24 protein-coding genes are annotated in these 25,239 nt (G+C 70.5%); 20 read left to right on the forward strand and 4 right to left on the reverse strand.

Features of this window, described 5'->3' with window-relative positions; translation table 11 throughout:
- Nucleotides 1-116 precede the first annotated feature (116 nt).
- From infB to P5G52_RS17840, 3 genes are all read left to right on the forward strand, one after another.
- Complete coding sequence (gene infB / locus P5G52_RS17830) at nucleotides 117-3,065, forward strand: translation initiation factor IF-2 (RefSeq protein ID WP_301230008.1); 2,949 nt, start codon at nucleotides 117-119, stop codon at nucleotides 3,063-3,065.
- A 111-nt stretch (nucleotides 3,066-3,176) separates the two neighbouring features.
- Nucleotides 3,177-3,614, forward strand: coding sequence for a 30S ribosome-binding factor RbfA (rbfA, locus tag P5G52_RS17835; protein WP_087072133.1), 438 nt, complete (start codon nucleotides 3,177-3,179; stop codon nucleotides 3,612-3,614).
- A 105-nt stretch (nucleotides 3,615-3,719) separates the two neighbouring features.
- The gene (locus P5G52_RS17840) at nucleotides 3,720-4,676 is read left to right on the forward strand and encodes an IS481 family transposase (RefSeq protein WP_301230011.1); all 957 of its coding nucleotides are present in this window, start codon (nucleotides 3,720-3,722) and stop codon (nucleotides 4,674-4,676) included.
- A 100-nt stretch (nucleotides 4,677-4,776) separates the two neighbouring features.
- Here P5G52_RS17840 and P5G52_RS17845 read toward each other — a convergent pair whose 3' ends face one another.
- A complete protein-coding gene (locus P5G52_RS17845) occupies nucleotides 4,777-5,952 on the reverse strand; it encodes a pyridoxal phosphate-dependent aminotransferase (protein WP_301230013.1) in 1,176 nt (391 codons plus the stop codon).
- 68 nt (nucleotides 5,953-6,020) lie between these two features.
- Between P5G52_RS17845 and truB the strand changes: the two genes are divergently transcribed.
- From truB to P5G52_RS17885, 8 genes are all read left to right on the forward strand, one after another.
- Entirely contained in the window at nucleotides 6,021-6,923 is a 903-nt protein-coding gene (gene truB, locus P5G52_RS17850) for a tRNA pseudouridine(55) synthase TruB (RefSeq protein ID WP_301230015.1), read from the forward strand.
- 2 nt (nucleotides 6,924-6,925) lie between these two features.
- A complete protein-coding gene (locus tag P5G52_RS17855; protein ID WP_301230017.1) occupies nucleotides 6,926-7,294 on the forward strand; it encodes a hypothetical protein in 369 nt (122 codons plus the stop codon).
- A 104-nt stretch (nucleotides 7,295-7,398) separates the two neighbouring features.
- Nucleotides 7,399-7,773: a hypothetical protein gene (locus P5G52_RS17860; protein ID WP_301230223.1), complete on the forward strand. Its 375-nt coding sequence runs from the start codon at nucleotides 7,399-7,401 to the stop codon at nucleotides 7,771-7,773.
- Between the two features lie 68 nt (nucleotides 7,774-7,841).
- Nucleotides 7,842-8,474 carry a DUF4345 domain-containing protein gene (locus tag P5G52_RS17865; RefSeq protein WP_301230019.1) on the forward strand — a complete coding sequence of 211 codons (633 nt, stop codon included), beginning with the start codon at nucleotides 7,842-7,844 and terminating at the stop codon, nucleotides 8,472-8,474.
- 146 nt (nucleotides 8,475-8,620) lie between these two features.
- Nucleotides 8,621-9,616, forward strand: coding sequence for a bifunctional riboflavin kinase/FAD synthetase (locus P5G52_RS17870; protein WP_301230021.1), 996 nt, complete (start codon nucleotides 8,621-8,623; stop codon nucleotides 9,614-9,616).
- Nucleotides 9,617-9,719: 103 nt separating this feature from the next.
- A complete protein-coding gene (gene rpsO / locus P5G52_RS17875; protein ID WP_301230023.1) occupies nucleotides 9,720-9,989 on the forward strand; it encodes a 30S ribosomal protein S15 in 270 nt (89 codons plus the stop codon).
- Nucleotides 9,990-10,343: 354 nt separating this feature from the next.
- A complete protein-coding gene (locus P5G52_RS17880; protein ID WP_301230225.1) occupies nucleotides 10,344-12,605 on the forward strand; it encodes a polyribonucleotide nucleotidyltransferase in 2,262 nt (753 codons plus the stop codon).
- Nucleotides 12,606-12,709: 104 nt separating this feature from the next.
- Entirely contained in the window at nucleotides 12,710-14,080 is a 1,371-nt protein-coding gene (locus P5G52_RS17885) for a M16 family metallopeptidase (RefSeq protein WP_301230025.1), read from the forward strand.
- A 27-nt stretch (nucleotides 14,081-14,107) separates the two neighbouring features.
- Here P5G52_RS17885 and P5G52_RS17890 read toward each other — a convergent pair whose 3' ends face one another.
- Nucleotides 14,108-14,359, reverse strand: coding sequence for a MoaD/ThiS family protein (locus tag P5G52_RS17890; RefSeq protein WP_301230227.1), 252 nt, complete (start codon nucleotides 14,357-14,359; stop codon nucleotides 14,108-14,110).
- Nucleotide 14,360: 1 nt separating this feature from the next.
- Nucleotides 14,361-15,431, reverse strand: coding sequence for a GTP 3',8-cyclase MoaA (moaA, locus tag P5G52_RS17895; protein ID WP_301230027.1), 1,071 nt, complete (start codon nucleotides 15,429-15,431; stop codon nucleotides 14,361-14,363).
- Between the two features lie 236 nt (nucleotides 15,432-15,667).
- Here moaA and P5G52_RS17900 point away from each other — a divergent pair, with 236 nt between their 5' ends.
- The 7 genes from P5G52_RS17900 (at nucleotide 15,668) to P5G52_RS17930 (ending at nucleotide 21,297) form a co-directional block, all read left to right on the forward strand.
- The gene (locus P5G52_RS17900; protein ID WP_301230029.1) at nucleotides 15,668-17,227 is read left to right on the forward strand and encodes a molybdopterin-dependent oxidoreductase; all 1,560 of its coding nucleotides are present in this window, start codon (nucleotides 15,668-15,670) and stop codon (nucleotides 17,225-17,227) included.
- Nucleotides 17,228-17,338: 111 nt separating this feature from the next.
- Complete coding sequence (locus P5G52_RS17905) at nucleotides 17,339-18,619, forward strand: molybdopterin molybdotransferase MoeA (RefSeq protein ID WP_301230031.1); 1,281 nt, start codon at nucleotides 17,339-17,341, stop codon at nucleotides 18,617-18,619.
- Nucleotides 18,620-18,642: 23 nt separating this feature from the next.
- A complete protein-coding gene (gene moaC, locus P5G52_RS17910; protein ID WP_435868727.1) occupies nucleotides 18,643-19,128 on the forward strand; it encodes a cyclic pyranopterin monophosphate synthase MoaC in 486 nt (161 codons plus the stop codon).
- Nucleotides 19,125-19,610, forward strand: a complete 486-nt coding sequence (locus tag P5G52_RS17915; RefSeq protein WP_301230035.1) for a MogA/MoaB family molybdenum cofactor biosynthesis protein — start codon at nucleotides 19,125-19,127, stop codon at nucleotides 19,608-19,610. The genes moaC and P5G52_RS17915 overlap by 4 nt, the downstream gene beginning before the upstream one ends.
- Nucleotides 19,597-20,034, forward strand: a complete 438-nt coding sequence (locus P5G52_RS17920; protein ID WP_301230037.1) for a molybdenum cofactor biosynthesis protein MoaE — start codon at nucleotides 19,597-19,599, stop codon at nucleotides 20,032-20,034. Before P5G52_RS17915 ends, P5G52_RS17920 begins: the two co-directional genes overlap by 14 nt.
- 10 nt (nucleotides 20,035-20,044) lie before the next feature.
- Nucleotides 20,045-20,812: a 4-hydroxy-tetrahydrodipicolinate reductase gene (gene dapB, locus P5G52_RS17925; protein ID WP_301230039.1), complete on the forward strand. Its 768-nt coding sequence runs from the start codon at nucleotides 20,045-20,047 to the stop codon at nucleotides 20,810-20,812.
- The gene (locus tag P5G52_RS17930) at nucleotides 20,809-21,297 is read left to right on the forward strand and encodes a tetratricopeptide repeat protein (protein ID WP_301230041.1); all 489 of its coding nucleotides are present in this window, start codon (nucleotides 20,809-20,811) and stop codon (nucleotides 21,295-21,297) included. Before dapB ends, P5G52_RS17930 begins: the two co-directional genes overlap by 4 nt.
- 25 nt (nucleotides 21,298-21,322) lie before the next feature.
- On the opposite strand, the gene P5G52_RS17935 is transcribed toward P5G52_RS17930, so the two are convergent.
- Entirely contained in the window at nucleotides 21,323-22,501 is a 1,179-nt protein-coding gene (locus P5G52_RS17935; protein ID WP_301230043.1) for a heparan-alpha-glucosaminide N-acetyltransferase domain-containing protein, read from the reverse strand.
- 92 nt (nucleotides 22,502-22,593) lie between these two features.
- On the opposite strand from P5G52_RS17935, the gene dapA reads away from it, so the two are divergent.
- Together dapA and P5G52_RS17945 are read left to right on the forward strand one after the other, a co-directional pair.
- Complete coding sequence (gene dapA / locus P5G52_RS17940; RefSeq protein ID WP_301230045.1) at nucleotides 22,594-23,532, forward strand: 4-hydroxy-tetrahydrodipicolinate synthase; 939 nt, start codon at nucleotides 22,594-22,596, stop codon at nucleotides 23,530-23,532.
- Nucleotides 23,529-25,229 carry a ribonuclease J gene (locus P5G52_RS17945; protein ID WP_301230047.1) on the forward strand — a complete coding sequence of 567 codons (1,701 nt, stop codon included), beginning with the start codon at nucleotides 23,529-23,531 and terminating at the stop codon, nucleotides 25,227-25,229. Before dapA ends, P5G52_RS17945 begins: the two co-directional genes overlap by 4 nt.
- Nucleotides 25,230-25,239 lie beyond the last annotated feature (10 nt).

Raw genomic sequence — 25,239 nt, forward strand, 5'->3', positions numbered from 1 at the left:
CGATGATCAATCCGTTGCGCTCTGCATTCGGTCTACCAGGCGCCCTAGCGGCTGGGATCAGCAGTAGGAAATAGACGGTTCGTGCCTGACTCGGTGCGGACCGAGACAGGAGAAATGTGGCCAAGGTCCGCGTACATGAGCTTGCGAAAGAGCTCGGTATAACCTCGAAAGACGCAGTTGCGAAACTGCAGGAACTGGGCGAGTTCGTCCGTTCAGCCTCATCCACCATCGAGGCCCCGGTCGTGAAGAAACTTCGCGGCGCATTCCCCGCCGGCGGCACCAAGCCCGCCGCAGCCCCTGCCCCCTCACGCCCCGCGGCCCCCGCGCCGTCGGGCCCGAAGCCGGGCGCTGCCCAGGCCGCGCCGGAGGCACCCGCCCCCGCCGCTCCCGCAGCACCCGCCCCTGCCGCCCCGGCTGCTCCGGCCGCTCCGGCTGCCCCACAGGCATCACCGTTCTCGAACGGTTCCGCTCCCGCGGAAACCCCCGCCGCGCAGGACACTCCTGCCCCGGCTGCACAGAGCACCCCCGCACCCGAGCAGGGCACGCAGGGCTCGACGCCGGGCGCCCGTCCGGCTCCGCGTCCGGCCACCCCGCCCGCTGCTCCTGCCGCGGGTACCACCCGTCCTTCGGGCGCCCGTCCCGGTGGAGCGCCACGTCCGGGCAACAACCCGTTCGCACCCTCGCAGGGCATGGGCTCCCGCCGTGGTGAGACCGACCGTGGTGCAGACCGCGGCGCGTCGGAGCGTCCGCCGCGTCCGGGTAACAACCCGTTCGCACCCTCGCAGGGCATGCCCCGGCCCGGTCGTCGTGACGATGCCCAGCAGCGTCCCGCCGCGGGTCCGGGTGGACCCCGTCCCGCAGCCGGTGCAGGTGGACCCCGTCCCGCAGCCGGCGCCGGTGGACCCCGCCCGGGCGCGCCGCGTCCCGGCGCTCCCCGTCCGGCCGGAGCCCCCGGCTCACGTCCTACCCCGGGCATGATGCCCAACCGCACCGAACGTCCCGCTGCCCCCGGCCGCGGTGCCCCAGGTGCAGGAGCCGGTCCGCGCCGCGGTCCCGGTGGAGCACCTGCCAGCCCCAGCGGTGCACCCGCCGGCGGCGGCTTCGGCAAGGGCGGTCGCGGACGCGGCGGCACTGCCGGTGCCTTCGGCAAGGGTGGAGCCGGCCGTGGCAAGCAGCGCAAGTCGAAGCGGGCGAAGCGGCAGGAACTGGAGCAGATGTCGGCTCCTTCGCTGGGTGGCGTGAGCGTACCCCGCGGAGACGGCAACACCATCGTGCGCCTGCGCCGCGGCTCGTCCATCACGGACTTCGCCGACAAGATCGAGGCGAACCCCGCCGCACTGGTCACCGTTCTGTTCCACCTCGGTGAGATGGCCACGGCGACGCAGTCGCTGGACGAGGACACCTTCGAGGTGCTCGGCACGGAGCTCGGCTACAAGATCCAGGTCGTCTCACCCGAGGACGAGGAGCGCGAGCTCCTCAGCAGCTTCGACATCGACTTCGACGCCGAGCTGGCAGCCGAGGGCGACGAGGAGCTCGAGGTGCGTCCGCCGGTCGTCACGGTCATGGGCCACGTCGACCACGGTAAGACGCGACTGCTCGATGCGATCCGTAACACCAAGGTCGTCGAGGGCGAGCACGGCGGTATCACCCAGCACATCGGTGCCTACCAGATCCAGCACGTCCACGAGGACAGCACGCGTGCCATCACCTTCATCGACACCCCGGGCCACGAGGCGTTCACCGCCATGCGTGCCCGTGGTGCGAAGGTCACGGACATCGCGGTGCTGGTCGTCGCGGCCGACGACGGCGTCATGCCCCAGACCGTCGAGGCGCTGAACCACGCCCAGGCGGCCAACGTGCCGATCGTCGTGGCCGTCAACAAGATGGACAAGGAAGGCGCGAACCCGGACAAGGTCAAGGGCCAGCTCACCGAGTACGGCCTGGTGCCCGAGGAGTACGGCGGCGACACGATGTTCGTGCACGTCTCCGCTCTCCAGGGCGTCGGCATCGACGACCTCCTCGAGGCCGTCCTGCTCACCGCGGACGCGGCCCTCGACATGCGGGCCAACCCGAACAAGGACGCCCGCGGTATCGCGATCGAAGCGAACCTCGACCGCGGACGCGGTGCCGTCGCAACGGTGCTCGTCCAGTCCGGAACGCTGAACGTGGGTGACACGATCGTCGCCGGTACGGCGCACGGCCGTGTGCGTGCCATGTTCGACGAGAACGGCGACATCGTCACGAAGGCGGAGCCGTCGCGTCCGGTCCAGGTCCTGGGTCTGTCCAACGTGCCCCGCGCAGGTGACACGTTCTTCGTCACCGACGACGAGCGCACCGCCCGCCAGATCGCCGAGAAGCGCGAAGCCGCGGACCGCAACGCGGCCCTCGCCAAGCGCCGCAAGCGCATCAGCCTCGAGGACTTCGACCAGGCCGTCGCTGAGGGCAAGGTCGACACCCTCAACCTCATCCTCAAGGGTGACGTGTCGGGTGCCGTCGAGGCCCTGGAGGACTCGCTGCTCAAGATCGACGTCGGAGAGGGCGTGCAGCTGCGCGTCATCCACCGCGGCGTCGGTGCGATCACCCAGAACGACGTCAACCTGGCGACCGTCGACAACGCGATCATCATCGGCTTCAACGTCAAGCCGGCGGAGCGCGTCGCGGACCTTGCCGAGCGTGAAGGCGTGGACATGCGCTTCTACTCGGTCATCTACGCCGCCATCGACGATATCGAGCTCGCCCTCAAGGGCATGCTCAAGCCGGAGTACGAGGAGGTGCAGCTCGGAACCGCAGAGGTCCGCGAGGTGTTCCGCTCCTCGAAGTTCGGCAACATCGCCGGTTCGATCGTCCGCTCGGGCATCATCCGACGCAACACGAGGGCGCGCGTCCTCCGTGACGGCAAGGTCATCGGGGACAACCTCTCCGTGGACTCGCTCAAGCGGTTCAAGGACGACGCCACCGAAGTCCGCACGGACTTCGAGTGCGGTATCGGCCTCGGCTCGTTCAACGACGTCAAGGAAGGCGACACCATCGAGACCTTCGAGATGCGGGAGAAGCCCCGCGTCTAGGAGGTAGGTCAGCACAGGCGCCCTGGTTCTCCCGGGCGCCTGTGCTGTCGTACAGCCGGAGCCCGCACGTCGGGTTCCCCACCCTCATCCGCTTCCCTAGGAGTATCAGCAATGGCAGATCCGGCCCGCGCCGCGCGGCTCGCGCAGCGCATCAAAGTCATCGTCGCGGAGGCGCTCCGGCGCCGTGTGAAGGATCCCCGGCTGGAAGCCGTGACCATCACCGACGCCCGCGTCACCAACGACCTGCAGCACGCGACGCTGTACTACACGGTGCTGGGCGACCCGGAGGAGCAGCAGGCCACGCGGATGGCGCTCGAGTCCGCCCGCGGCGTCCTGCGCGCCGAGGTCGGCAGGAACATCACCGCCCGCCTGACGCCGACGCTCGAATTCGTCCCCGACGAGGTGCCGGTCAACGCCAGCCACCTCGAGGAGCTGCTGCAGAAGGCCCGCGAGCGCGACGCCGAGGTGGCAGCGATCGCCCAGGGCGCGGACTTCGCGGGGGACGCCGATCCCTACCGCACCTCCGACGAGGACGAGGCCGGGCGCTAGCTGTACTGGGCTGGGACGTTGTTGACGCTTGGGGCTTGATATGAGGGAGGACCTCCGGGCTTAGTGGAGCTGTCTAGTTCCCACACTTCGCGACCGGAGGTCCTCGTGTCCCACGTTAATGCTCGTCTGACGGTGCATGGAAGACAGTTGATTGTTGATCGGATGGCTGCAGGTCGCCCGGTCGCCCATATCGCTGCTGAGTTGGGCGTGTCCCGGCAGACCGCGTACCGGTGGGTCGGCCGGTACCGGGCCGAAGGAACCGCGGGGCTGCGGGACCGTTCGAGCCGACCACGATCATCGCCCAGGCGTACCAGCGCCGATCGGGAACAGGAAGTCCTGCAGGCCCGGCAGGCTCTGCGCTTCGGGCCGTTGCGGATCGCGGCAGTCACAGGTGTCCCGGCACGGACCGTGACCCGGATCCTGCACCGCCATCAGGTGCCACGTTTGGCGGACTGCGATCCGCTCACCGGGACCCCAATCCGTGCGTCGCGGGCGAGCTCGAACCGGTACGAGCGCACCACCCCTGGCGAGCTGGTCCACCTGGACGTCAAGAAACTCGGACGGATACCGGCCGGCGGTGGCTGGCGGGCGCACGGACGTTCCGAGCAGGTCAGAGGCCGCGGCATCGGCTACGACTACGTCCACGTCGCCATCGATGATCACACCCGGGTCGGGTACGCCGAAGTCCTCCCCGACGAAAAAGGCGTAACCGCCGCGGGATTCCTCGTCCGCGCCGGCACCTACTTCGCCGAACAAGGCATCACCCGTATCGAACGCGTCATCACCGACAACGCCTTCGCCTACCGCAACTCCGCCGCATTCGCCCGGGCCGTGGCGGACCTCGGAGCCGTTCAACGCTTCATCAAACCCCACTGCCCCTGGACCAACGGCAAAGCCGAACGCTTCAACCGCACACTCCAAACCGAATGGGCCTACCGACAGGTCTTCACCAGCAGCGCTCAACGCCAAGCCGCCCTTGCACCCTGGCTCCAGCACTACAACACTGAACGCATCCACACCGGCATCGGAACCACACCCATCACCCGAGTGTCACCAACTTGATGGCCCAGTACAGCTAGCTCCGGCTCCCGTTCCGGGGCACGCACCAGAAAGGCAGCCGACCTGCGGGTCGGCTGCCTTCTGTCGTTTCCCCAGGTGGCGCTCAGGCGCGGGGAGTGGGGAGCCGGGACAGCCCCTCGACGAGCTCGTCCCTCCTGCCGCAGAGGGCGATCCGCACCCAGCCCTCACCCATCGACCCGAAGGCGGTGCCCGGCGCGAGCGCGACTCCCTGCTCCGCGAGGAACGCCCTGGTCCACGCCCGGACGTCCCCGCCGGTGGCGTGGGAGAGGTCGGCCCACAGGTAGAAGGCGCCGCGGGCGTCGAGGTAGCGGATCCCGCGTTCGTCCAGCACCGCCGTGGCCGCGTCCCGGTTGGCACGGTAGTGGTCGAGGGCGGTCCGGACATAGTCCTGCGGACCGGTCAGGGCGGCGACCCCGGCGTACTGCGAGGGGCCCGAGACGCAGGACACGGTGGCCTCCATGACGTTGCTGAGGAGCGTCTCCATCCCGGGCGGCGTGACGAGTGCGCCGATGCGGAGACCCGTCAGTCCGTACGTCTTGGACAGCGTGAGGGAGGTGAGGACGCGGGCCTCGACGGCCTCCGGGACGGCCTCGGGCCCACCGGCGTCGAAGCGTGCGGGGCTGACATGGGGCACGTCGTAGGTGAAGGCCTCGTAGCACTCGTCGGAGATGATCCACAGGTCGTTCTCATGGGCGAACCGGACGAGCTCACGCGTGAGGTCGGTGTCGAAGACCGAGCCGAGGGGGTTCGACGGCGAGTTGAGCATGAGCACTTTCGTGCGTCCGGTCACGAGCCGCCGCAGGTCCTCGATGAGGGGCTGGAAGCCGTGCTGCGGCACCAGGGGGTAGGACACGGGGACGCCGCCGAGCAGCCCCACGGTCATGGTGAACGTCGGATACCCCGGGTCGGGGATGAGCACCTCGTCCCCGGCCGCGATCAGCGTGCTGAGCGCCAGGTGCAGTCCCTGCTGGGCGCCCGCGACCACGAAGACGCGGGAGGGGTCGTCGTCGACCCCGGACAGGGACGCGAACCGCTGGGCGAACGCGGCCCGAAGCGGGGCGATGCCCGCATTGGGCGTGTAGTTGGTGTCGTCCCGGTCGAGGGCCGCCATGGCCGCCTCGAGCACGTGCCGTGCGACGGGGAACGCGGGCTCGCCGATGCTGAGGACGATGGAATCGGGCGTGGCCCATGCCGCCTGCGTGATCTCGCGGATCTGGTTGACCGGGACATTCACCACGTGGGCTGGAGCGGAAGGCATACGCAGGATCGTATCGCGCGGCGGGCGGGCGCCCGGGAGCGCGCAGCAGCGACCCTATACTGGGAGGCGTGAATTCCGGGCAGGTCCACTCAGGGCTGATTATCGTGGACAAGCCTCAGGGCTGGACCAGTCATGACGTCGTGGGGCGCCTGCGCCGCCTGGCGGGGACCCGCAAGGTGGGCCACGCCGGAACCCTCGACCCCATGGCCACCGGCGTCCTGGTGATCGGCATCAACCGCGCGACGCGCCTGCTGACCTTCATCGTGGGCACCTCGAAGACCTACACCGCCACCATCCGGCTCGGACAGTCGACCCTCACGGACGACGCCGAGGGCGAGGTCACGGGCGGGAGCATCGCCGCGGCCGTGACCGAGGAGGACATCCGCACGGCGGTCGCCCGGCTGACGGGTGAGATCCAGCAGGTGCCCAGCAGCGTCAGCGCCATCAAGGTCAAGGGCGAGAGGTCCTACGCCCGGGTCCGTGCCGGCGGGGAGGTGGACCTCCCCGCACGTCCCGTCACCGTGCACCGCTTCGACGTCCACGGGATCCGCCGGGTCAGCAACGGACGGCTGCAGGACGTGGATGTGACGGTCGAATGCAGTTCGGGCACCTACATCCGGGCCCTCGCCCGCGACCTCGGGGAAGCCCTCGGCGTGGGAGGCCACCTGACCGCGCTCCGCCGGACCCAGGTGGGGCCCTACTCCATCGGGCAGGCCCGTACCCTCGAGCAGCTCGCCGCGGAGCTGGACGTGCTTCCGCTGGACGATGCCGGACGGGCGCTGTTCCCCGTGCGGGAACTGTCCGAGGCGGAGGCCGCCGACGTCTCGCACGGCCGGAAGATCGGGCCCAACGACGAGCCCGACGTCCAGGTCGCCGCCTTCGCCCCGGACGGGACCCTCGTGGCGCTGCTCGAGAACCGCGGGGGAGCCGCCCGCACCGTGCTGGTGTTCGCGCCCGGCGGGAGGGAGTAGCGGTGGATCCCTTCTTCCTCGTGGGGTCGCTCGTCTGCGCGGTCTCCGCCGTCCTCTGCATCGGCGCCGCCCTCGTGCGCCAGCCGCCGAACGACATCACCATCCTCTCCGTCGCGGCCGTCGAGCTCTTCCTCCTGGCGTACACGGTGGCTGCAGGAATCCGCCAGCTCACGGGGGAGCCCGTGCTGGGGGAGGCCTGGGAGTTCTGGGGATACCTCCTGACAGCTCTCCTGGTGCCCGTGGGCACCTTCTGGTGGTCCATCCTCGAGAGGACGCGCTGGAGCAATTTCGTACTGGCCGCGGCCGGGCTGACGGTCTTCGTCATGCTCTTCCGCATGGAGCAGATCTGGGATGGGGTGGCCGGGCTGTGAGCGGTCGACGGAACGAGGGATCGCCCGCGGGGCGCGTCGGTGCATCGGGCGCGGAGAGCGCCGCGGGTGCGGGGGACACGAGCCGCGCCCGGGGCCCGGGCCGCCTGCTGATCGCCGTCTACGGAGTCTTCGCGCTGGCCGCGACCGCGCGCGCCGGTTTCCAGATCGCGACGAAGTTCTCCGAGGCACCGCTCGCGTACCTCCTCTCGGCGGTGGCCGCGGTGGTCTACATCGTGGCGACGGTGTCCCTCGCACGGGCCGGGACGCGCGCCTACGCCGTCTCCGTCGTCGCCGTCACCACCGAGCTCGTCGGAGTGGTCGCGGTGGGCCTCCTCAGCATCCTGGATCCGCAGGCCTTCCCGAGCGAGACCGTATGGTCCGCCTTCGGTCGTGGCTACGGGTTCGTCCCCCTGGTCCTTCCGATCCTGGGGCTGGTCTGGCTGCGCAGGAACAGGCCGGGACAGCGCCGCCGGAAATAGGTCCGGGTGCCTGCGGCCGTGAGAGTATGGCGCTAGAGCACCGATCCAGCCTGCCTCCAGGGAGCGACATGACCAGCAACAGCCCCGAGCACGACGAATCCACCGGATCGGGAGCCGGACGGTCTCCGTCGTCCGATGCCCGCAGCGCTGGCGGCGCAGGGCCGATCCCCTCGAGTGTGCCCTCCGGAGACCGCGACCGGGTCGCCCCGACGGAACCGCCGCAGCGCGGCAAGGCCGCTCCCGCAGGCGGCAAGGGCAGGAAGCCCGGCAAGTCCGCCTCCGGCGGGGACTGGAACGTGTTCCGCACCGTCGTCGTCCTGGTGGGGGTCGTCATCGCCGCGTTCGGTGCCTACTACCTGATCCTCGGCACGGCGGGACTGCCCGAGACGGAAGCCAGCCCCGCCAACCCCACGCTGGAGAGCCAGTTCCGGTTCTTCTCGGCCATGATGGTCGGCGTCGGTGCGGCCTTCATCACGATCGCGGTCAAGTTCCAGTGGGCGAACATGCTCTGGCTCGTCTGCCTCATGGTGTTCGTGGGCGGCATCGGGCGGGTTCTGTCCTGGGCGTTCTCCGGAACCCCCCACTACGTGATGATCGTCCTCATGGTCGTCGAGCTCGCCTTCCCGCCTGCCCTGCTCGTCTGGCACAAGTACATCGCCAAGACGAGCGACCTGCGCCGGGAATTCGCCCAGCGCGACTAGCGGATCCCCTCGCGCAACGGGCCTCCGGTCCCCGGCGGGCACGGAGGTCCGATGCCGCCCGCGGTGTTCGCGTCGGCCATAATGGGGAGCGGCGTCCCGCCGGACACCCGAGGCCGCGGGAATCGGCCGAATCGCGAAGGAGATGCGTGTTCTACTGGAGAGATCTGGACAGTGTGCCCAAGGATTTCGGGCCCTCCGTCCTGACGCTCGGCAACTTCGACGGCGTGCACCGCGGCCACCAGCGCGTCCTGCAGCAGGTCGTCGAGGCGGCGAGGGAGCGCGCCGCGGCCGCCGTCGTCGTGTCCTTCGACCCGCACCCGGCGCAGGTCCACCGGCCGGAGTCGGCGCCGGAGCTGATCATGGGGCTCGACGACCGCGTGGAGACCCTCGCCGAGACAGGCATCGATGCCCTGCTCATGATGCGGTACACCCTCGACCTCGCCGCGCACTCGCCGGAGGAGTTCGTCGAGCGCGTCTTCGTCCGGGCCCTGAAGGCCCGGGCCGTGGTGATCGGCCACGACGTCCGGTTCGGCAGGGGCAACAGCGGTGACCTCGACACCATGCGCGACCTCGGCCGGAAGCTCGGCTTCGAGGTCATCGCCATCGACGACTTCGGTGCGAGCTACCCCCTGGACGTGACGGACGAGGACGGAGACAGGCGGTGCTCCTCGACCTGGGTGCGGGAAGCACTCGAAGCCGGAGAGGTCGGAACCGCCGCGAGGATCCTCGGCCGCCCCCACCGCATGCGCGGAGAGGTGGTCCACGGGGCAGCCCGCGGGCGGGAACTGGGGTACCCCACGGCGAACCTGGCAGCCTCCTCCCAGGGCTTCATCCCCGCGGACGGCATCTACGCCGGCTGGCTCGTCGACGAGGCGGGCACCCGGTGGCCGGCTGCGATCTCCGTCGGGTCCAATCCCACCTTCGACGGAGTGGACCGGCAGGTCGAGGCGCACGTGATCAACCGCCCGCCCGAGCGCGTCCAGGACTTCGACCTCTACGGACAGGCGATCATCGTGGAATTCGTCGAGCGGCTGCGCGGCCAGATCGCCTACACCGGGCCCGAGGCCCTGATCGAGCAGATGAAACTCGACGTCGAGAGGGCCCGTGGGCTGCTTTCGACAGAACAACGGCCCAGACGCTAAACTGGGCACAGGTCCGGCTGCAGTCCGTGGTGGCTGGATTTTTCTGTGACGTCGTGCAAACGACGCTCAGCACTTGTTCACGGTACAACTCTAGGAGTTACTCGTGGCCCTTGACGCCGCCATCAAGCAGGAAATCATCAAGGAATACGCCCTGGCCGAAGGTGACACCGGTTCACCCGAGGTTCAGATCGCGATGCTTTCCCGTCGTATCCTCGACCTGACCGAGCACCTGAAGATGCACAAGCACGACCACCACACGCGTCGTGGCCTGCTTCTTCTCGTCGGTCGCCGCCGTCGCCTGCTGGACTACCTGCGGGACACCGACATCGCGCGTTACCGTTCGCTCATCGAGCGCCTGGGTCTGCGTCGATAAGTAGCATCAAGTAGCATCGGAAGGCGGCATCTTCTCCCCTGGAGAGGGAGCCGCCTTCTCTGCTAGATAAGAAGTACGGGCCCCTCCGCCGCGGCCCGGCTCCGGACACCGGAGCACCAGGCGGGCGGACCCCGTGTCCGCAGCCGGCAGTATCAGCACGACCTGCACCAGCAGGACCACCGCACAACAGGAGTCAACCGGCACCGCGCATTCGCGGTCCTCGGTAGTGGTCTCCGGAGCGCACCCGCGTTCCGTGGATCTCGATCGAAGACCGGGTGCTGTGGGCCGCCCATGAGGGGCGGAGCCACGTCGGGTGCCGATTGCCTCCGATACCAGGAAACGGAGGTGACTCTCTTGGAGGGTCCCGAAATTCAGTTCGCCGAAGCAGTGATCGACAACGGTCGCTTCGGAACACGCACGGTCCGGTTCGAGACCGGACGCCTCGCCCAGCAGGCCGCCGGCTCCGCCATGGTCTACATCGACGAGGACACCGCACTGCTCTCGGCCACCACGGCGGGCAAGTCCCCCCGCGAAGGCTTCGACTTCTTCCCGCTGACGGTCGACGTCGAAGAGCGCATGTACGCCGCGGGCCGCATCCCGGGCTCGTTCTTCCGCCGCGAGGGCCGTCCCTCCACGGAGGCCATCCTGGCCTGCCGCCTGATGGACCGTCCCCTCCGCCCCGCGTTCGTCAAGGGCCTGCGCAACGAGGTCCAGGTCGTCGTGACCGTCCTCGCGATCAACCCTGACGTCCGCTACGACGTCGTGGCCATCAACGCCGCGTCCATGTCGACGCAGCTGTCCGGCCTGCCCTTCTCCGGACCGATCGGCGGCGTCCGCGTGGCCCTCGTCTCGGACGGCAGTGGCAACGACCAGTGGATCGCCTTCCCGAAGCACTCGGAGCTCGAGAACTCCGTCTTCGACATGGTGGTCGCCGGGCGCATCGCCGGGGACGACGTCGCGATCATGATGGTCGAGGCCGAGGCCACCGACAACTCGTGGAACCTGATCAAGGAGAACGGCGCGACCGCTCCCACGGAGGAGGTCGTGGCCGACGGCCTCGAGGCCGCCAAGCCGTTCATCCGTGCCCTGTGCGAGGCGCAGGCCGACCTCGCCGGGCGCGCCGCCAAGCCGACCGTCGAGTTCCCCGTCTTCCTCGACTACCAGGACGACGTCTACGCCGCCATCGAGTCGGCCGGCGCGGAGAAGCTGTCCCAGGTCTTCCAGATCGCGGACAAGCAGGAGCGCGGAAGCGCCACCGACGCCCTCAAGTCCGAGCTCATGGACGCCCTCGGCAGCCAGTTCGAGGGACGCGAGAACGAGCTGTCCGCAGCGTTCCGCTCGCTCACCAAGGCCGTCGTGCGCCAGCGCATCCTCAAGGACCAGGTCCGCATCGACGGCCGTGGCCTGAGCGATATCCGCAAGCTCACCGCCGAGGTCGAGGTCCTGCCGCGCGTGCACGGTTCAGCGATCTTCGAGCGCGGCGAGACCCAGATCATGGGTGTCACCACGCTGAACATGCTCAAGATGGAGCAGCAGATCGACTCGCTGTCGCCCGTCACGCGCAAGCGCTACATGCACAACTACAACTTCCCGCCGTACTCCACCGGTGAGACCGGCCGCGTCGGTTCGCCGAAGCGCCGCGAGATCGGCCACGGAGCACTGGCAGAGCGCGCCCTCGTGCCCGTCCTGCCGAGCCGCGAGGAGTTCCCCTACGCGATCCGCCAGGTGTCCGAGGCCCTCGGCTCGAACGGTTCGACGTCGATGGGCTCGGTCTGCGCCTCGACGCTGTCCCTGCTCAACGCCGGTGTGCCACTCCGCGCGCCCGTCGCCGGTATCGCCATGGGCCTCGTGTCCGACGTCGTCGACGGCCAGACGCGCTACGCGGCACTGACCGACATCCTCGGCGCCGAAGACGCGTTCGGTGACATGGACTTCAAGGTCGCCGGTACGTCGGAGTTCGTCACGGCGATCCAGCTCGACACCAAGCTCGACGGCATCCCCGCCTCGGTGCTCGCTGCCGCGCTGAAGCAGGCCCGCGAAGCACGCCTGCACATCCTCGGCGTCCTGCAGGCCGCGATCGACACCCCGGACGAGCTCTCCGAGTTCGCACCGCGGATCATCTCGGTCAAGATCCCCGTGGACAAGATCGGCGAGGTCATCGGCCCCAAGGGCAAGATGATCAACCAGATCCAGGAGGACACCGGAGCCGACATCTCGATCGAGGACGACGGCACCGTGCTGATCGGCGCCACGAACGGCGAGTCGGCCGAGGCTGCGCGCGCGGCGGTCAACGCCATCGCCAACCCGCAGGTCCCCGAGATCGGTGAGCGCTACCTGGGCACGGTCGTCAAGACCACGACCTTCGGCGCCTTCGTCTCGCTGACCCCGGGCAAGGACGGCCTGCTGCACATCTCCGAGCTGCGCAAGCTCGCCGGTGGCAAGCGTGTCGACAACGTCGACGAGATCGTCTCCGTGGGCCAGAAGGTCCAGGTCGAGATCACGAAGATCGATGACCGCGGAAAGCTCTCGCTCTCGCCCGTCGTCGCCGAGGACGCCTCCGAGCCGTCCGAGGACGCCGGCATCGAGCTGCCCGAGGTCGCAGAGAGCGACGCCTAGTCCGTCCCGCTCGTCCTGAGCGACCGCGGCCCCGGCGCCGACCGAATCGATTCGGTCGGTGCCGGGGCCGTCTGCACTTCCCCCGACCGACCAGAAAGACCAGGATGCCCCTGTCCTCCATAGTGTCCCTGCCCCTGCTGCCGACGCCCCGTCCCGGCAGCAACGGCTCCGATCCCACCTTCGTGGCCGGGGATCCGGGCGGCAATGTGGTCCGGCGCAGTGTCCTCCCCGGCGGTGTGCGCGTGCTGACCGAGGCGATGCCCGGGCAGCGTTCGGCGACGATCGGGTTCTGGGTCGGCGTCGGCTCACGGGACGAGGCGGAGGGCCAGCACGGCTCCACCCATTTCCTCGAGCACCTGCTGTTCAAGGGCACCGAGCGCCGCAGCGCCATGGACATCGCGTCCGCCTTCGACGAGGTCGGCGGCGAGTCCAACGCCGCGACGGCGAAGGAGAACACCTGCTACTACGCGAGGGTGCTCGACTCCGACCTGCCGATGGCCATCGACGTCATCGCGGACATGGTCACCTCCGCGGTCCTCGACCCCGACGAACTCGAGCAGGAGCGGGACGTGATCCTCGAGGAGATCGCGATGGACAGCGACGACCCCGCCGATGTCGCCCACGAGAAGTTCGTCGAGCTGGTGCTGGGGGACCACCCGCTCGGACGCCCGATCGGCGGTACCCCCGAGGCCATCCGGGCCGTACCCCGGGACTCCGTCCTCGCCCACTACCGGCGGTACTACACGCCCGCGGAACTGGTCGTGACCGCGGCCGGCGGGCTGGACCACGACGTGGTCTGCCGGCTCGTGCAGGAAGCCCTCGTGTCCGCCGGGTGGGCGCTGGAGGAGGGGGCCCTGCCCGTTCCCCGCCGTGCTGCCACCGAGGTCCCGGTCCAGGGGGCGACGGGCGTGCACGTGATCCGCAGGGCCGTGGAGCAGTCGAACATCCTCATCGGCTGCCCGTCCCTCACCGCGACCGACGAGCGCCGCTTCGCCATGAGCGTCCTGAACGCTGTCCTGGGCGGCGGCATGTCCTCCCGCCTGTTCCAGGAGGTCCGCGAGAAGCGCGGCCTCGTGTACTCCACCTACTCCTTCTCCGCCGCCTACGCCGACGCAGGCTACTTCGGGATGTACGCGGGGTGCTCGCCGGCCAAGACGGGGCAGGTCATCGACCTCCTCGGCGCGGAACTCGACCGGCTGGCAGCGGGCGGCATCGACGCCGAGGAACTGCGCAAGGCGATCGGGCAGCTCTCCGGCGGGCTCGTCATGGCACTGGAGGACAGCAGCTCCCGCATGTCGCGGCTGGGCCGGTCGGAGCTGGTGTCCGGCGAGTTCGTCGACATGGACGCCTCCCTCGACCGCATCCGCTCCGTGACGGCCGAGGAGGTCCAGGCGCTGGCGCAGGAGCTCGCGGCCGCTCCGCGGACCACTGTCGTCGTCGGACCGTTCGACTCCGACGCCGACTTCACTCGCTAGGGCGGACCGACCGGTCGTGGACCGGCTCTAACCCCCGGCGAAGGGCGGGAGGATGTCCAGCACGTCGCCGTCGCGCAGGACGGTCGAGGGGTCGCGGAGCGCGATCTCGTTCAGCAGGAAGCTGCTGCGGTCCAGGACCTTCGCGAGCGACGGCCCGCCCGGCACGGCCGGACGTTCCCGCAGGTCGGCGAGCACGACGGCGAGGGTGCGCCCGCCCGGCAGGCGTTCCTCATCGACGCCCGAGGCGGCCTTGGCCGCTCCGAAGTACCTCACGAGCACATCAGCCACCGATGGCACTCATCGATCGGTCCGGCTGGACGAAGTCCACGGCGCCGAGGCCCGTGTGGTCCATGCCATGGGCCCGGGGCTTGAGCCACATGGCGTCGCGCCAGCGCTGGGCTACGGCCGCGTCTCCCGCATCGGACCGCAGCAGGTCCCTCAGGTCCGTCTCCTCGCGCGAGAACAGGCAGCTCATGACCTTGCCCTCCGCCGTGACGCGCGTGCGGCGGCAGTCCGCGCAGAACGGCTCGGTCACCGATGCGATGATGCCCACCGTGCCGAGGACGACGTCGGGGGCGGACCTGGCCCGTACCTCCCACCGTTCCGCGGGGGCGCCGTCGCGGTTGCGGGGATCAGGGGTCAGGACGAAGCGGGTCTCGACGAGTGCGCGCATCTCGGCGGCCGTCACCATGCCCTCCCTGGTCCAGCCGTGATCGGCGTCCAGGGGCATCTGCTCGATGAACCGCAGTTCGAAGCCCCGCGCCACCGCCCACTCCACGAGGTCGGGCGCTTCGTGGTCGTTGATGCCGCGCATCAGCACCGCGTTGATCTTGACGAGCCCGAGGCCGGCGTCGGCGGCCGCCTCGATGCCGCGCAGCACGCGGTCGAGGAACGGCCGGCGGGTCAGCTGGGCGAAGGTCCCGGGGTGCAGCGAATCCATGGAGACATTGATGCGCGTGAGCCCAGCCTCCTTCAGCTGGACAGCGCGGCGGTCGAGGCCCAGCGCGTTGGTCGTCATCGAGATGGGCAGCTCGGGGTGGGCGGCGCGGATGTCCCGGATGATCTCGAGCAGGTCGGCCCGGACCAGCGGTTCCCCGCCCGTGAGCCGCAGCTCCCGGATCCCGAGCTCGTCGACGCCGATGCGGACCAGGCGCACGATCTCGGCACGGGACAGGACCTGGTCCTTCTGGAGCCAGTTGAGGCCCTCTGCGGGCATGCAGTAGGTGCAGCGCAGGTTGCACTTGTCTGTGAGCGACAGGCGCATGTCCGTCGCCTGCCTGCCGTGGGCGTCCAGGAGGCCGGAGGCCTGAGCCCCGCGGGCGGGTCCCGGCATTCCCAGTTGGATTCCCATGCAACGAGCGTACGCCCTCCGCGGCCGGCGGCCCTAGCTGTGGCCCTGGACGGCACCGTCTTCCGCAGCCCGCCCGGACACGGTAGGGACGGATAGGGCAGGGACGGACATGGTAGGGGCCCGGTGCTGCGCCGAGCCCGGCCGGGGAACCGGGGTGCTTCGGCGCTCGTGTAACGGGTGAACTGTCCCTGCCCGGTAGCGTGCCGTCGACGGGGCCCGGACGGAAGGCAGGAAGAATGCGGCGGCGGACATGGGCTGCGGCCTCAGGAGCCCTCGCGGTGGGCCTGGGCGTGATCGCCGGAGAACTGGCGGCAGCCGCCCTGAGCCCCTCCGTCACCCCGGTCAGCGCGGTCGGCTCGTCCGTGATCGATCTCCTGCCCCCGGGGGTGAAGGACTGGGCCATCGCCTGGTTCGGAACCGCGGACAAGGCCGTCCTGCTGGCCACGATCGCCGTCCTCATCGCCGGGATCGCCGTCGCCGCTGGCGTGCTCGAGTACCGCCGCGCCTTCGCGGGACGGGCGATCGTCATCGGGTTCGGAGTCGTCGGCGTGGTCGCGGTGGCATCGCGGCCGCAGTCCTCCCTCGTGTCCTTCGCAGGGCCGGTCGTCGCCGCGGTGGTGGCGGTGCTCGTCCTGGGCGCCCTGGTGCGGGCGCTCCGCGCGTGGGCCCGGAGCGACACCGGCGCGGGAACCGACCACGGAAACTCCTCCCCGGCCCGCCGCCGGTTCCTGCAGGGAGCCGGCGGCGCCGCCGTCGTCGCAGCCGCCACGGGGGCCGCCGCGACAGCCGTGCGCTCGTCGCAGTCCACCGTCACGGTGCAGCGCTCCTCGATCGCCCTTCCTGCGCCCACGGAGGCCGCCGTCCCACCACCGGAGGGGTCATTCGTACCGGAGGGAGCGGACCTCGGCATCGACGGGCTGAGCGACCTCGTGACGGCCTCCGACGACTTCTACCGCATCGACACGGCCCTCGTGGTGCCCGTCGTGGACCCGGCACGCTGGTCCCTGAAGGTCACGGGGCTCGTGGAGCGCGAGGTCGTGATCACGTTCGACGAGCTGCTCGCACTGCCCCTGATCGAGCGCCATGTCACGCTCGCCTGCGTGTCCAACCCCGTGGGCGGGGACCTCACGGGCACCGCGCGCTGGCTCGGCTTTCCGGTCCGGGAGCTCCTCGCACGGGCAGGAGTACGCCCCGAAGCGGACATGGTCCTCTCGCGGAGCGTGGACGGCTTCACCGCGGGCACACCGCTCGAAGCCCTGACGGACGGGCGGGACGCCCTCCTCGCGGTCGGCATGAACGGAGAGCCCCTGCCGATCGAGCACGGCTTCCCGGTCCGGCTCGTGGTCCCGGGCCTCTACGGCTTCGTGTCCGCGACCAAATGGGTGGAGGAGCTCAAGGTGACCCGCTTCGCCGACGACACTGCGTACTGGTCCACGCGCGGCTGGTCCGAGCGGGGCCCCGTGAAGACCTCGTCCCGCATCGACGTCCCGCGGGCGAGCGCGAGCGTTCCCGCCGGCGACGTGGTCGTCGGGGGAGTCGCCTGGGCGCAACAGCGGGGCATCGGGGCCGTCGAGGTGCGGGTCGACGGCGGCCCGTGGCAGCGAGCCACCCTCGCCAGGCCCATCTCCGCCGACACCTGGTGCCAGTACAGCGCGACCCTGCAGTTGGGCGCCGGCCGGCACACCGTGCAGGCCCGCGCCACGGACCGGAAGGGCGGGGTGCAGTCCGACGCCGTCGTGGACCCTGCCCCGGACGGCGCCGAGGGACTGCACACGGTAACGTTCACGGTGACCTAGGCCACCCCGGACCTTCCTGGGCCCGGCGCACCCGGACGACGATGTGCGCGACGACGTGCAGGACCGCCCGGCAGCGCGTGACGAGCCCCGGCCGATGCCCGAAAGGCAGGAATGAGAAGAACCGTCGCCGAACACCAGGCCGCCGTCGCCGGGCTCCTGCGCAGCGGGTACGACGCCGGCCGCCCGGAGGTGCTCCCTCTCGCCGACGCGCTCGGCCGCACCCTGGCCGAGGACGTGCGTGCGCCGGTGAGCCTGCCGCCGTTCGACAACTCGCAGATGGACGGGTACGCGGTCCACGCCGCCGACCTCGCCGACCCGTGCGCGCTGGTGGTGGCGGAGGCCATCCCCGCGGGGTCCGTACCGCCCGCCCTGGAGCGCGGCACGGCAGCGCCGATCATGACGGGCGCGATGCTGCCTCCCGGTGCTGCCGCCGTCGTTCCCATCGAACGCGCGGATCCTCCCCGGTTCTACTCCGCCGCAGAGCGCGCGGGCGGCGCGACCGTGACACTTCCCCGCGGCGTCGAGGCGGGACTGTTCGTGCGCCGGGCCGGCAGCGACATCCCCGAGGGCGAGACCGCACTCCCGGCGGGGACGTTCCTCGGGCCGGCGCAGCTGGGGCTGCTCGCGGGCTGCGGTGTGGGCAGAGTCCCGGTCCGCCCGCGCTTCCGCGTGCTGCTCCTCTCCACGGGTGACGAGGTCGCCGAGCCCGGCGCCCCGCTCGCTCCGGGCACCATCTACGACGCCAACACCACGCTGCTCGAGGCAGCCCTGCGTGATGCGGGGGCCGACGTCACCCGCCACCGCCTCCTCGGCGACGACCCCGCCGTCCTCCGGGACGCGTTCGCCGCCATCCCGTCCGGCAGCACCGACCTCGTGCTCAGCACGGGCGGGATCAGCCAGGGAGCGTACGAGGTGGTGAAGCAGGCCCTGACAGGCAGCAGCGTGGAGTTCTCCTCGGTCGCCCTGCAGCCCGGCGGGCCGCAGGCCTGCGGCACCATCTCCGGCGTGCCGTTCCTCGGGTTCCCCGGCAACCCGGTGAGCGCCCTGGTCTCCTTCGAGATGTTCCTCCGCCCGGCTCTCTCCCGGGTGGCCGGGTCCCCGGCCCCCCGCCTCGTCCTCGACGCCGTCCTGGTCGAGGACGTCCGGAGCCCGGAGGCCAAGCACCAGGTCCGGCGCGGCCTCTACCGGAACGGCGAGGTCGCGCTGGTGGGCGGCCCGGGCTCCCACCTGCTGCACGCCCTCGCGGCGTCCAACTGCCTGGTCCACCTGCCGGAGGGTGTCGGGTCGCTGGCGGAGGGGGACTCCGTCGAGGTCACGCTCATCGGGCCGGTACCGCAAGATCCCTTCGCCGCCCAGGACGTGCCCGTCACCGGGCTGCCAGTTCCTGATTGAATGGACCCCGCAGAAAGGATCCCATCGTGAACCCATCCTCCGCCGAGGGCCTGTCCCACGTCCGCGCGGACGGCACGGCCCACATGGTCGACGTCTCCGGCAAGCAGGCCACCACCCGCCAGGCCGTGGCGGAATCGACCCTCGAGACCACGCCCGACGTCGTCGCCCTCATCACCGAGGGCAGCCTGCCCAAGGGCGACGCCCTCGCCGTCGCGCGGATCGCGGGCATTCTGGCCGCGAAGCAGACCTCCACGCTCATCCCGCTGTGCCACCCCCTCCCGCTCGCCAAGGTGACGGTGGACTTCGAACCCGACGGCGGCACCGTCCGGATCGTCGCCCTCGTCAAGACCACCGCGCTGACCGGCGTCGAGATGGAGGCCCTGACAGCGGCGTCCGTCGCGGCGCTGACCCTCTACGACATGATCAAGGCCGTGGACAAGCGCGCCGTCATCAACGGCACGCGCGTGGTATCGAAGTCCGGCGGCAAGAGTGGAGACTGGAGCGTATGACAACCCTCCGCCCCGCCGCCGTGGTCATCGCCTCCACCCGCGCCGCCGCCGGCACCTACGAGGACGAGTGCGGGCCCGCCATCGCGGACTGGCTCTACCAGCACGGCTTCGCCGTCGCCGACGCCGTCGTGGTTCCCGACGGCGATGCCGTGGGAACGGCGATCGGCGCCGCCCTGGAGTCCCGGCCGGCGGTGCTCATCACGAGCGGGGGGACGGGGCTGAGTCCCGACGACACCACGCCGGAACAGACCGTGCCCTATCTCTCACGCAGCCTCCCGGGCATCATGGAGTCGATCCGCCGCGCGGGCTCCGAGAAGGTCCCGACCGCCGTCCTCAGCCGCGGCCTCGCCGGCACGGCCGGCTCGACCTTCGTGGTCAACCTCCCGGGTTCGCCCGGAGGCGTCCGCGACGGACTCGCCGTGCTCTCACCCCTCATCGACCACATCTGCTCCCAGCTGGAGGGCTCCCATGACCACCGGTGAAGTCGTCCACGCAGCCGTCGCGGACACCCCCATCACGCCCGACCAGGCGCACGCAGGCGTCGACTCCCCGCGCTGCGGAGCCATCGTCGGCTTCAGCGGCGTCGTCCGGAACCACGACGGCGGACGCGACGTGGTGTCCCTGGCCTACTCCGCGCATCCGAGCGCCGAGCGCATCATCCGGGAAGTGGCCGAGGAGATCGCTTCCCGCCATGACGGCATCCGGATCTGGGTCGCCCACCGCGTCGGACCCCTCGCGATCGGCGATCAGGCGCTCGTCGCCGCCGTCGGCGCGGCGCACCGCGGCGAGGCGTTCCGGGCGTGCTCGGACCTCGTGGACCTCGTCAAGGAACGCGTCCCCATCTGGAAGGAGCAGTTCTTCACCGACGGCACCGTGGAATGGGTCGGCGCGGGGGTCGAACAGTAGGCTGGACGGCATGACTGAACTACTGCCCGTGGCCGTACTGGGCGCCAGGGGGCGCATGGGATCCGAGGCCGTCCGGGCCGTCGACGCAGCCGCCGACCTCGACCTCGTGGCGGCGCTCGGCAGCAGCGACCCGCTCGAGACCCTCGTGTCCGCCGGGGCCCGCGTGGTCGTGGACCTGACCGTCCCGGACGCCACCTTCGACAACGTGGCCTTCGCTGTCGAGCACGGCATGCATGCCGTCGTCGGCACCACCGGCTGGACTCCGCAGCGCCTCGACCGGCTGGGGGAACTCCTGGCCGCCAGCCCCGGTACCGGAGTGTTGATCGCCCCCAACTTCGCGCTCGGCTCGGTCCTCGCCACCGCCTTCGCCGCCAGCGCGGCACGCTACTTCGAATCGGTCGAGATCATCGAACTGCACCACCCGGACAAGGTGGACGCGCCGTCCGGCACCGCCGTCCGGACCGCCCAGCTCGTCTCCGCCGCCCGCGCCGCGGCCGGCGTCGCCGAGGCGCCCGACGCGACCCGGGACCAGCTCGACGGCGCCAGGGGTGCGAGCGTCGACGGCGTCCCCGTCCACTCGGTGCGCCTCCGCGGGCTCACGGCCCACCAGGAGGTCCTGCTCGGGAGCCCGGGGGAGCAGCTCACCATCCGGCACGACTCCTTCGACCGGGCCTCCTTCATGCCCGGCGTACTCCTCGGGATCCGTTCGGTGGCCCGGTATCCCGGCCTGACGGTGGGACTGGACGGCTACCTGGACCTGCCGGGAACCGGCCGATGAGGACGGCGGCCGGGTTCTACCGGCAGCACAAGGTCAAGCTCGGCGTCCTGCTCGTCACGGCGCTCCTGGTCTTCTGGCTCGTCGTGTCCTTCCAGCGCAGTTTTCTGCTCCTCGGTGCGCCAGAACCGGTGGCCAAGGCGATCGGGGTCGGATACCTGCTCCTGCCGTGCATCGGGGCCTGGGCGCTCATCCGCGAACTCCTCTTCGGAGCGCAGACGCAGCGGATGGCCCGGCAGCTGGAGAGCGAGGGCGGGCTGCCCGTCGACGACCTGCCGAGGACACCCTCGGGCCGAATCGTGCGGTCCGCGGCGGATGAAGCCTTCCCCGCGTACCAGGCCGAGACGGAGGCCGACCCCGACAACTGGCGCAGCTGGTTCCGGCTCTCGTACGCCTACGACGCCGCCGGCGACCGCAAGCGTGCCCGGCGGGCGATGCGCGATGCCGGGAAGCTGTACCGGCAGGGTCCCGCGGGCACGTCCCGCTGAGCGTCCCCCGGGCACGCGACCCGGGTCAGCGCCGCACGTCGGTGTGGCCGTCGCGGGCCGCCGTGGCGGCGCCGGAGGCGATCAGCTCGAGCGGACCGCGCGACCCCACGCGCTGGAACAGGATGCCGATCGCCACCGCTCCCACCACCTGCAGCCAGAAGAGCTGTAGCGGCTCGGGCAGGGGGTCCAGTTGGTCCGCCCAGCTCATGACGCAGACGTGCAGGCTGTAGAGCGTCAGGGTCATGGCCCCGGGGGCCGACAGGGGCAGCAGGGCCGCGGGGAACCGCCGTGTCAGCAGCAGGCACAGGCCGACGACGGCTGCCGCGGAACCGGCCACGTGCACCAGATCGAGGGTGGTTCCGGAGTGGGGGGCACTGACGGCCAGCCACCACCAGGACCCCGACTGGTCGACGCCCGCCAGTCCGACGTCGAGCATGGCCTCCAGCGGATAGCGGCTCCCGTCGGGTGTCTGCAGGAGCGCGGCGAGGCCTCCGCCGGGCCCGAGGAGCTGAGCGCTGAGGAGCTTGGCCCCGATCGCCGCGGCGGCCCCCGCCCCCAGGAGTGCCAGCTGCGTGCCGAGGCGCGAGAGGTCGAGCCGGCCGATTACCATCCCCACCAGGAGGAAGCCGAGCCACTGCAGCACCGGGTAGTAGCCGGTCAGGAAGACGTCCGCGGCGAGCGTCCCCGGCTCGAGGAAGTGCTCGAAGATCGGATTCGCTCCGAGCGACGGCGGGTCCACGGTCGCAGCCACGACCGGGCGCAGCAGGTAGGCCGCGACGGGAGCCAGCAGCAGCCAGCCCGCCGCCCAGGCCGCGAGCGCCCGGACCCTGAGCCCGGTGAACGGCAGCGCCACCAGGAACAGCACGCCGTAGTGGAAGAGGATGATGGCGATGTTCGTCTCGACGCCGCCGAGGACGAGCCCGATCAGTGCGATGACCAGCGCACGGACCGCGATGCCGCGGCGGTCCGCGGACAGCGTCCGGTCCCGGTGCTGGGCATGTCCGCCCGTCAGCAGCGCGAGGCCGATGCCGGCGACCACGGCGAACAGGCCCGACGCGCGGCCGGAGAAGAGCAGGGCCGTCCAGGTGGCCTCGGTGGTGCCCGGGGTGTAGAGCGGGAGGACGTGCGTGCTCATCATCCCGAAGAGCGCCACGCCACGGGCCGCGTCGATCCCGGTCAACCGTCGGGAGGGCTTGGTGTGCATCCGGTCATCGTCCCACAGGCACCTTTGCCGCTCCTGTGGAACCGCACGCGCCGGTCCCACCGGGCACTGCCCGACCGGGTAACGTTTTACCCATGGTTGAAACCCCCTCGCGCACTCTCCCGTTCGGCTCGCTCGTGACCGCCATGGTCACCCCGTTCACCGCCGACGGTTCCGTGGACTTCGATGCCACCGCCGCCCTCGCCGCACGGCTCGTCGACGACGGCTGCGACGGCCTGGTCGTCTCGGGCACCACGGGGGAGACCTCCACGCTGGAGGATTCCGAGAAGGAGGACCTCTACCGCGTGGTCGCGGAGACCGTGGGGGACAGGGCCCGCGTCATCGCCGGCACGGGGACGAACCACACCTCGCACTCCGTGGAGATGGCACGGCGCGCCGAGCGGGCCGGCGCCCACGCGCAGCTCGTTGTGACGCCGTATTACAACAAGCCGACCCAGGCGGGTGTGCTCGCCCACTTCTCCGCGGTCGCCGAGGCCAGCGACCTGCCGATCATGGTCTACGACATCCCCGGCCGGTCCGCGATCCCCATCACCACCGAGACCATGTTCCGCCTCGCCGAACACCCCCGCATCCTGGCCCTCAAGGATGCGAAGGCCGACTTCGCAGCCGTCACCCGGGTCCTCGCGGGCACCGACCTCGACGTCTACTCGGGCGACGACGGGCTCACGCTGCCCTGGATGGCAGCTGGGGCCGTCGGCGTCGTCAGCGTGAGCGCCCACGTCGCGACCGCCGCGTTCCGCCGTCTGGTGGACGCCGCCGCGGCGGGGGACTTCGACGAGGCACGGCGCATCCACTTCGACCTCGACCCGGTGATCCGGGCCGTCATGACGCACCTCCCCGGCGCCGTGTCCGCCAAGCACATCCTGCACCTCCAGGGCGCCATCCCGAACGCCGTCGTGCGCCTGCCCCTCGTGGAGCCCGACGAGGGCGAACTGGCCCCCGTCCTCGCCGACCTGGCCGAGGCCGGCTGGGACCTCGACGCGCTCGGCGGCCGCGAGGGCGTCCGGGCATGAGCGACGCGGCCGGCGTCGGACCGGCACTCCGGGCCCTGCCGCCGGCCCTCGAGCCGGGAACCCTGCGCATCGTGCCGCTCGGCGGACTCGGGGAGATCGGCCGCAACATGGCGGTCTTCGAGATCTCCGGCAAGCTGCTCATCGTCGACTGCGGCGTCCTGTTCCCCGAGGAGACCCAGCCCGGCGTGGACCTGATCCTGCCCGACTTCTCCTACATCGAGGACAGGCTCGACGACGTCGTCGGGCTGGTCCTCACGCACGGCCACGAGGACCACATCGGGGCGGTGCCGTACCTGCTGCGCCTCAAGGGCGACATCCCCATCATCGGATCCCAGCTGACGCTCGCGCTCATCGAGGCGAAGCTGCAGGAGCACCGCATCCGCCCGTACACCCTCACGGTGTCCGAGGGGCAGATCGAGCAGTTCGGGCCCTTCGAGTGCGAATTCGTCGCGGTCAACCACTCCATCCCCGATGCCCTCGCGGTGTTCATCCGCACCGAGGCGGGCAACGTCCTGCACACGGGCGACTTCAAAATGGACCAGGTCCCGCTCGACGGGCGCATCACCGACCTGCGCGCCTTCGCCCGCCTCGGCGAGGAGGGCGTCGACCTGTTTATGGTGGACTCGACCAACGCCGACGTCCCGGGATTCACCACGTCGGAGCGCGAGATCGGCCCGGTCCTCGAGAACCTGTTCGGGCAGGTCCGCAAGCGCATCATCGTGGCGTCCTTCTCCTCCCACGTGCACCGCGTGCAGCAGGTGCTCGACGCCGCGCACGCCCACGGGCGCTTCGTCTGCTTCGCCGGGCGGTCCATGGTGCGCAACATGGCGATCGCGGCCCGGCTCGGCTACCTGAAGGTGCCCGACGGCATCCTCGTGGACATCAAGAACGTGGACGACCTGCCCGACGAGCGCGTGGTCCTCATGTCGACCGGCTCGCAGGGCGAGCCCATGGCGGCACTGTCCCGCATGGCCAACGGCGACCACCGCATCACCGTGGGCAAGGGCGACACCGTGATCCTCGCGTCGTCGCTCATCCCCGGCAACGAGAACGCCGTCTTCCGGGTCATCAACGGGCTCCTGAAGCTCGGCGCCGACGTGATCCACAAGGGCAACGCGAAGGTGCACGTGTCCGGCCACGCCGCGGCCGGCGAGCTCCTCTACTGCTACAACATCCTGAAGCCGAAGAACGTCATGCCGGTGCACGGCGAGACGCGGCACCTCATTGCCAACGGCAGGCTGGCGCAGCAGACGGGCGTCCCGGCGTCGAACGTGCTGCTCACCGACGACGGCTCGGTCATCGACCTCGTGGACGGCAGGGCCCGCGTGGTGGGCGCCGTCGAGTGCGGGTACGTGTACGTGGACGGATCGAGCGTCGGCGAGATCACGGACGCGGACCTCAAGGACCGCCGGATCCTCGGGGAGGAGGGTTTCATCTCGATCATCACCGTCGTCAACCGCACCACCGGGAAGATCGTGTCCGGGCCGGACATCCACGCGCGCGGTTTCGCGGAGGACGACTCCGTGTTCGACGAGATCAAGCCGAAGATCAACGAGGCCCTCGAAGAAGCCGTCATGAACAACCAGGACCACACCACCTACCAGCTGCAGCAGGTGGTGCGCCGCGTCGTCGGCACCTGGGTCAACCGGCGCCACCGCCGGCGCCCGATGATCATCCCCGTCGTCCTCGAGGCCTGACCTGCCCTTC

The sequence above is a fragment of the Arthrobacter burdickii genome, assembly GCF_030433645.1.
GTDB lineage: Bacteria > Actinomycetota > Actinomycetes > Actinomycetales > Micrococcaceae > Arthrobacter_D > Arthrobacter_D burdickii.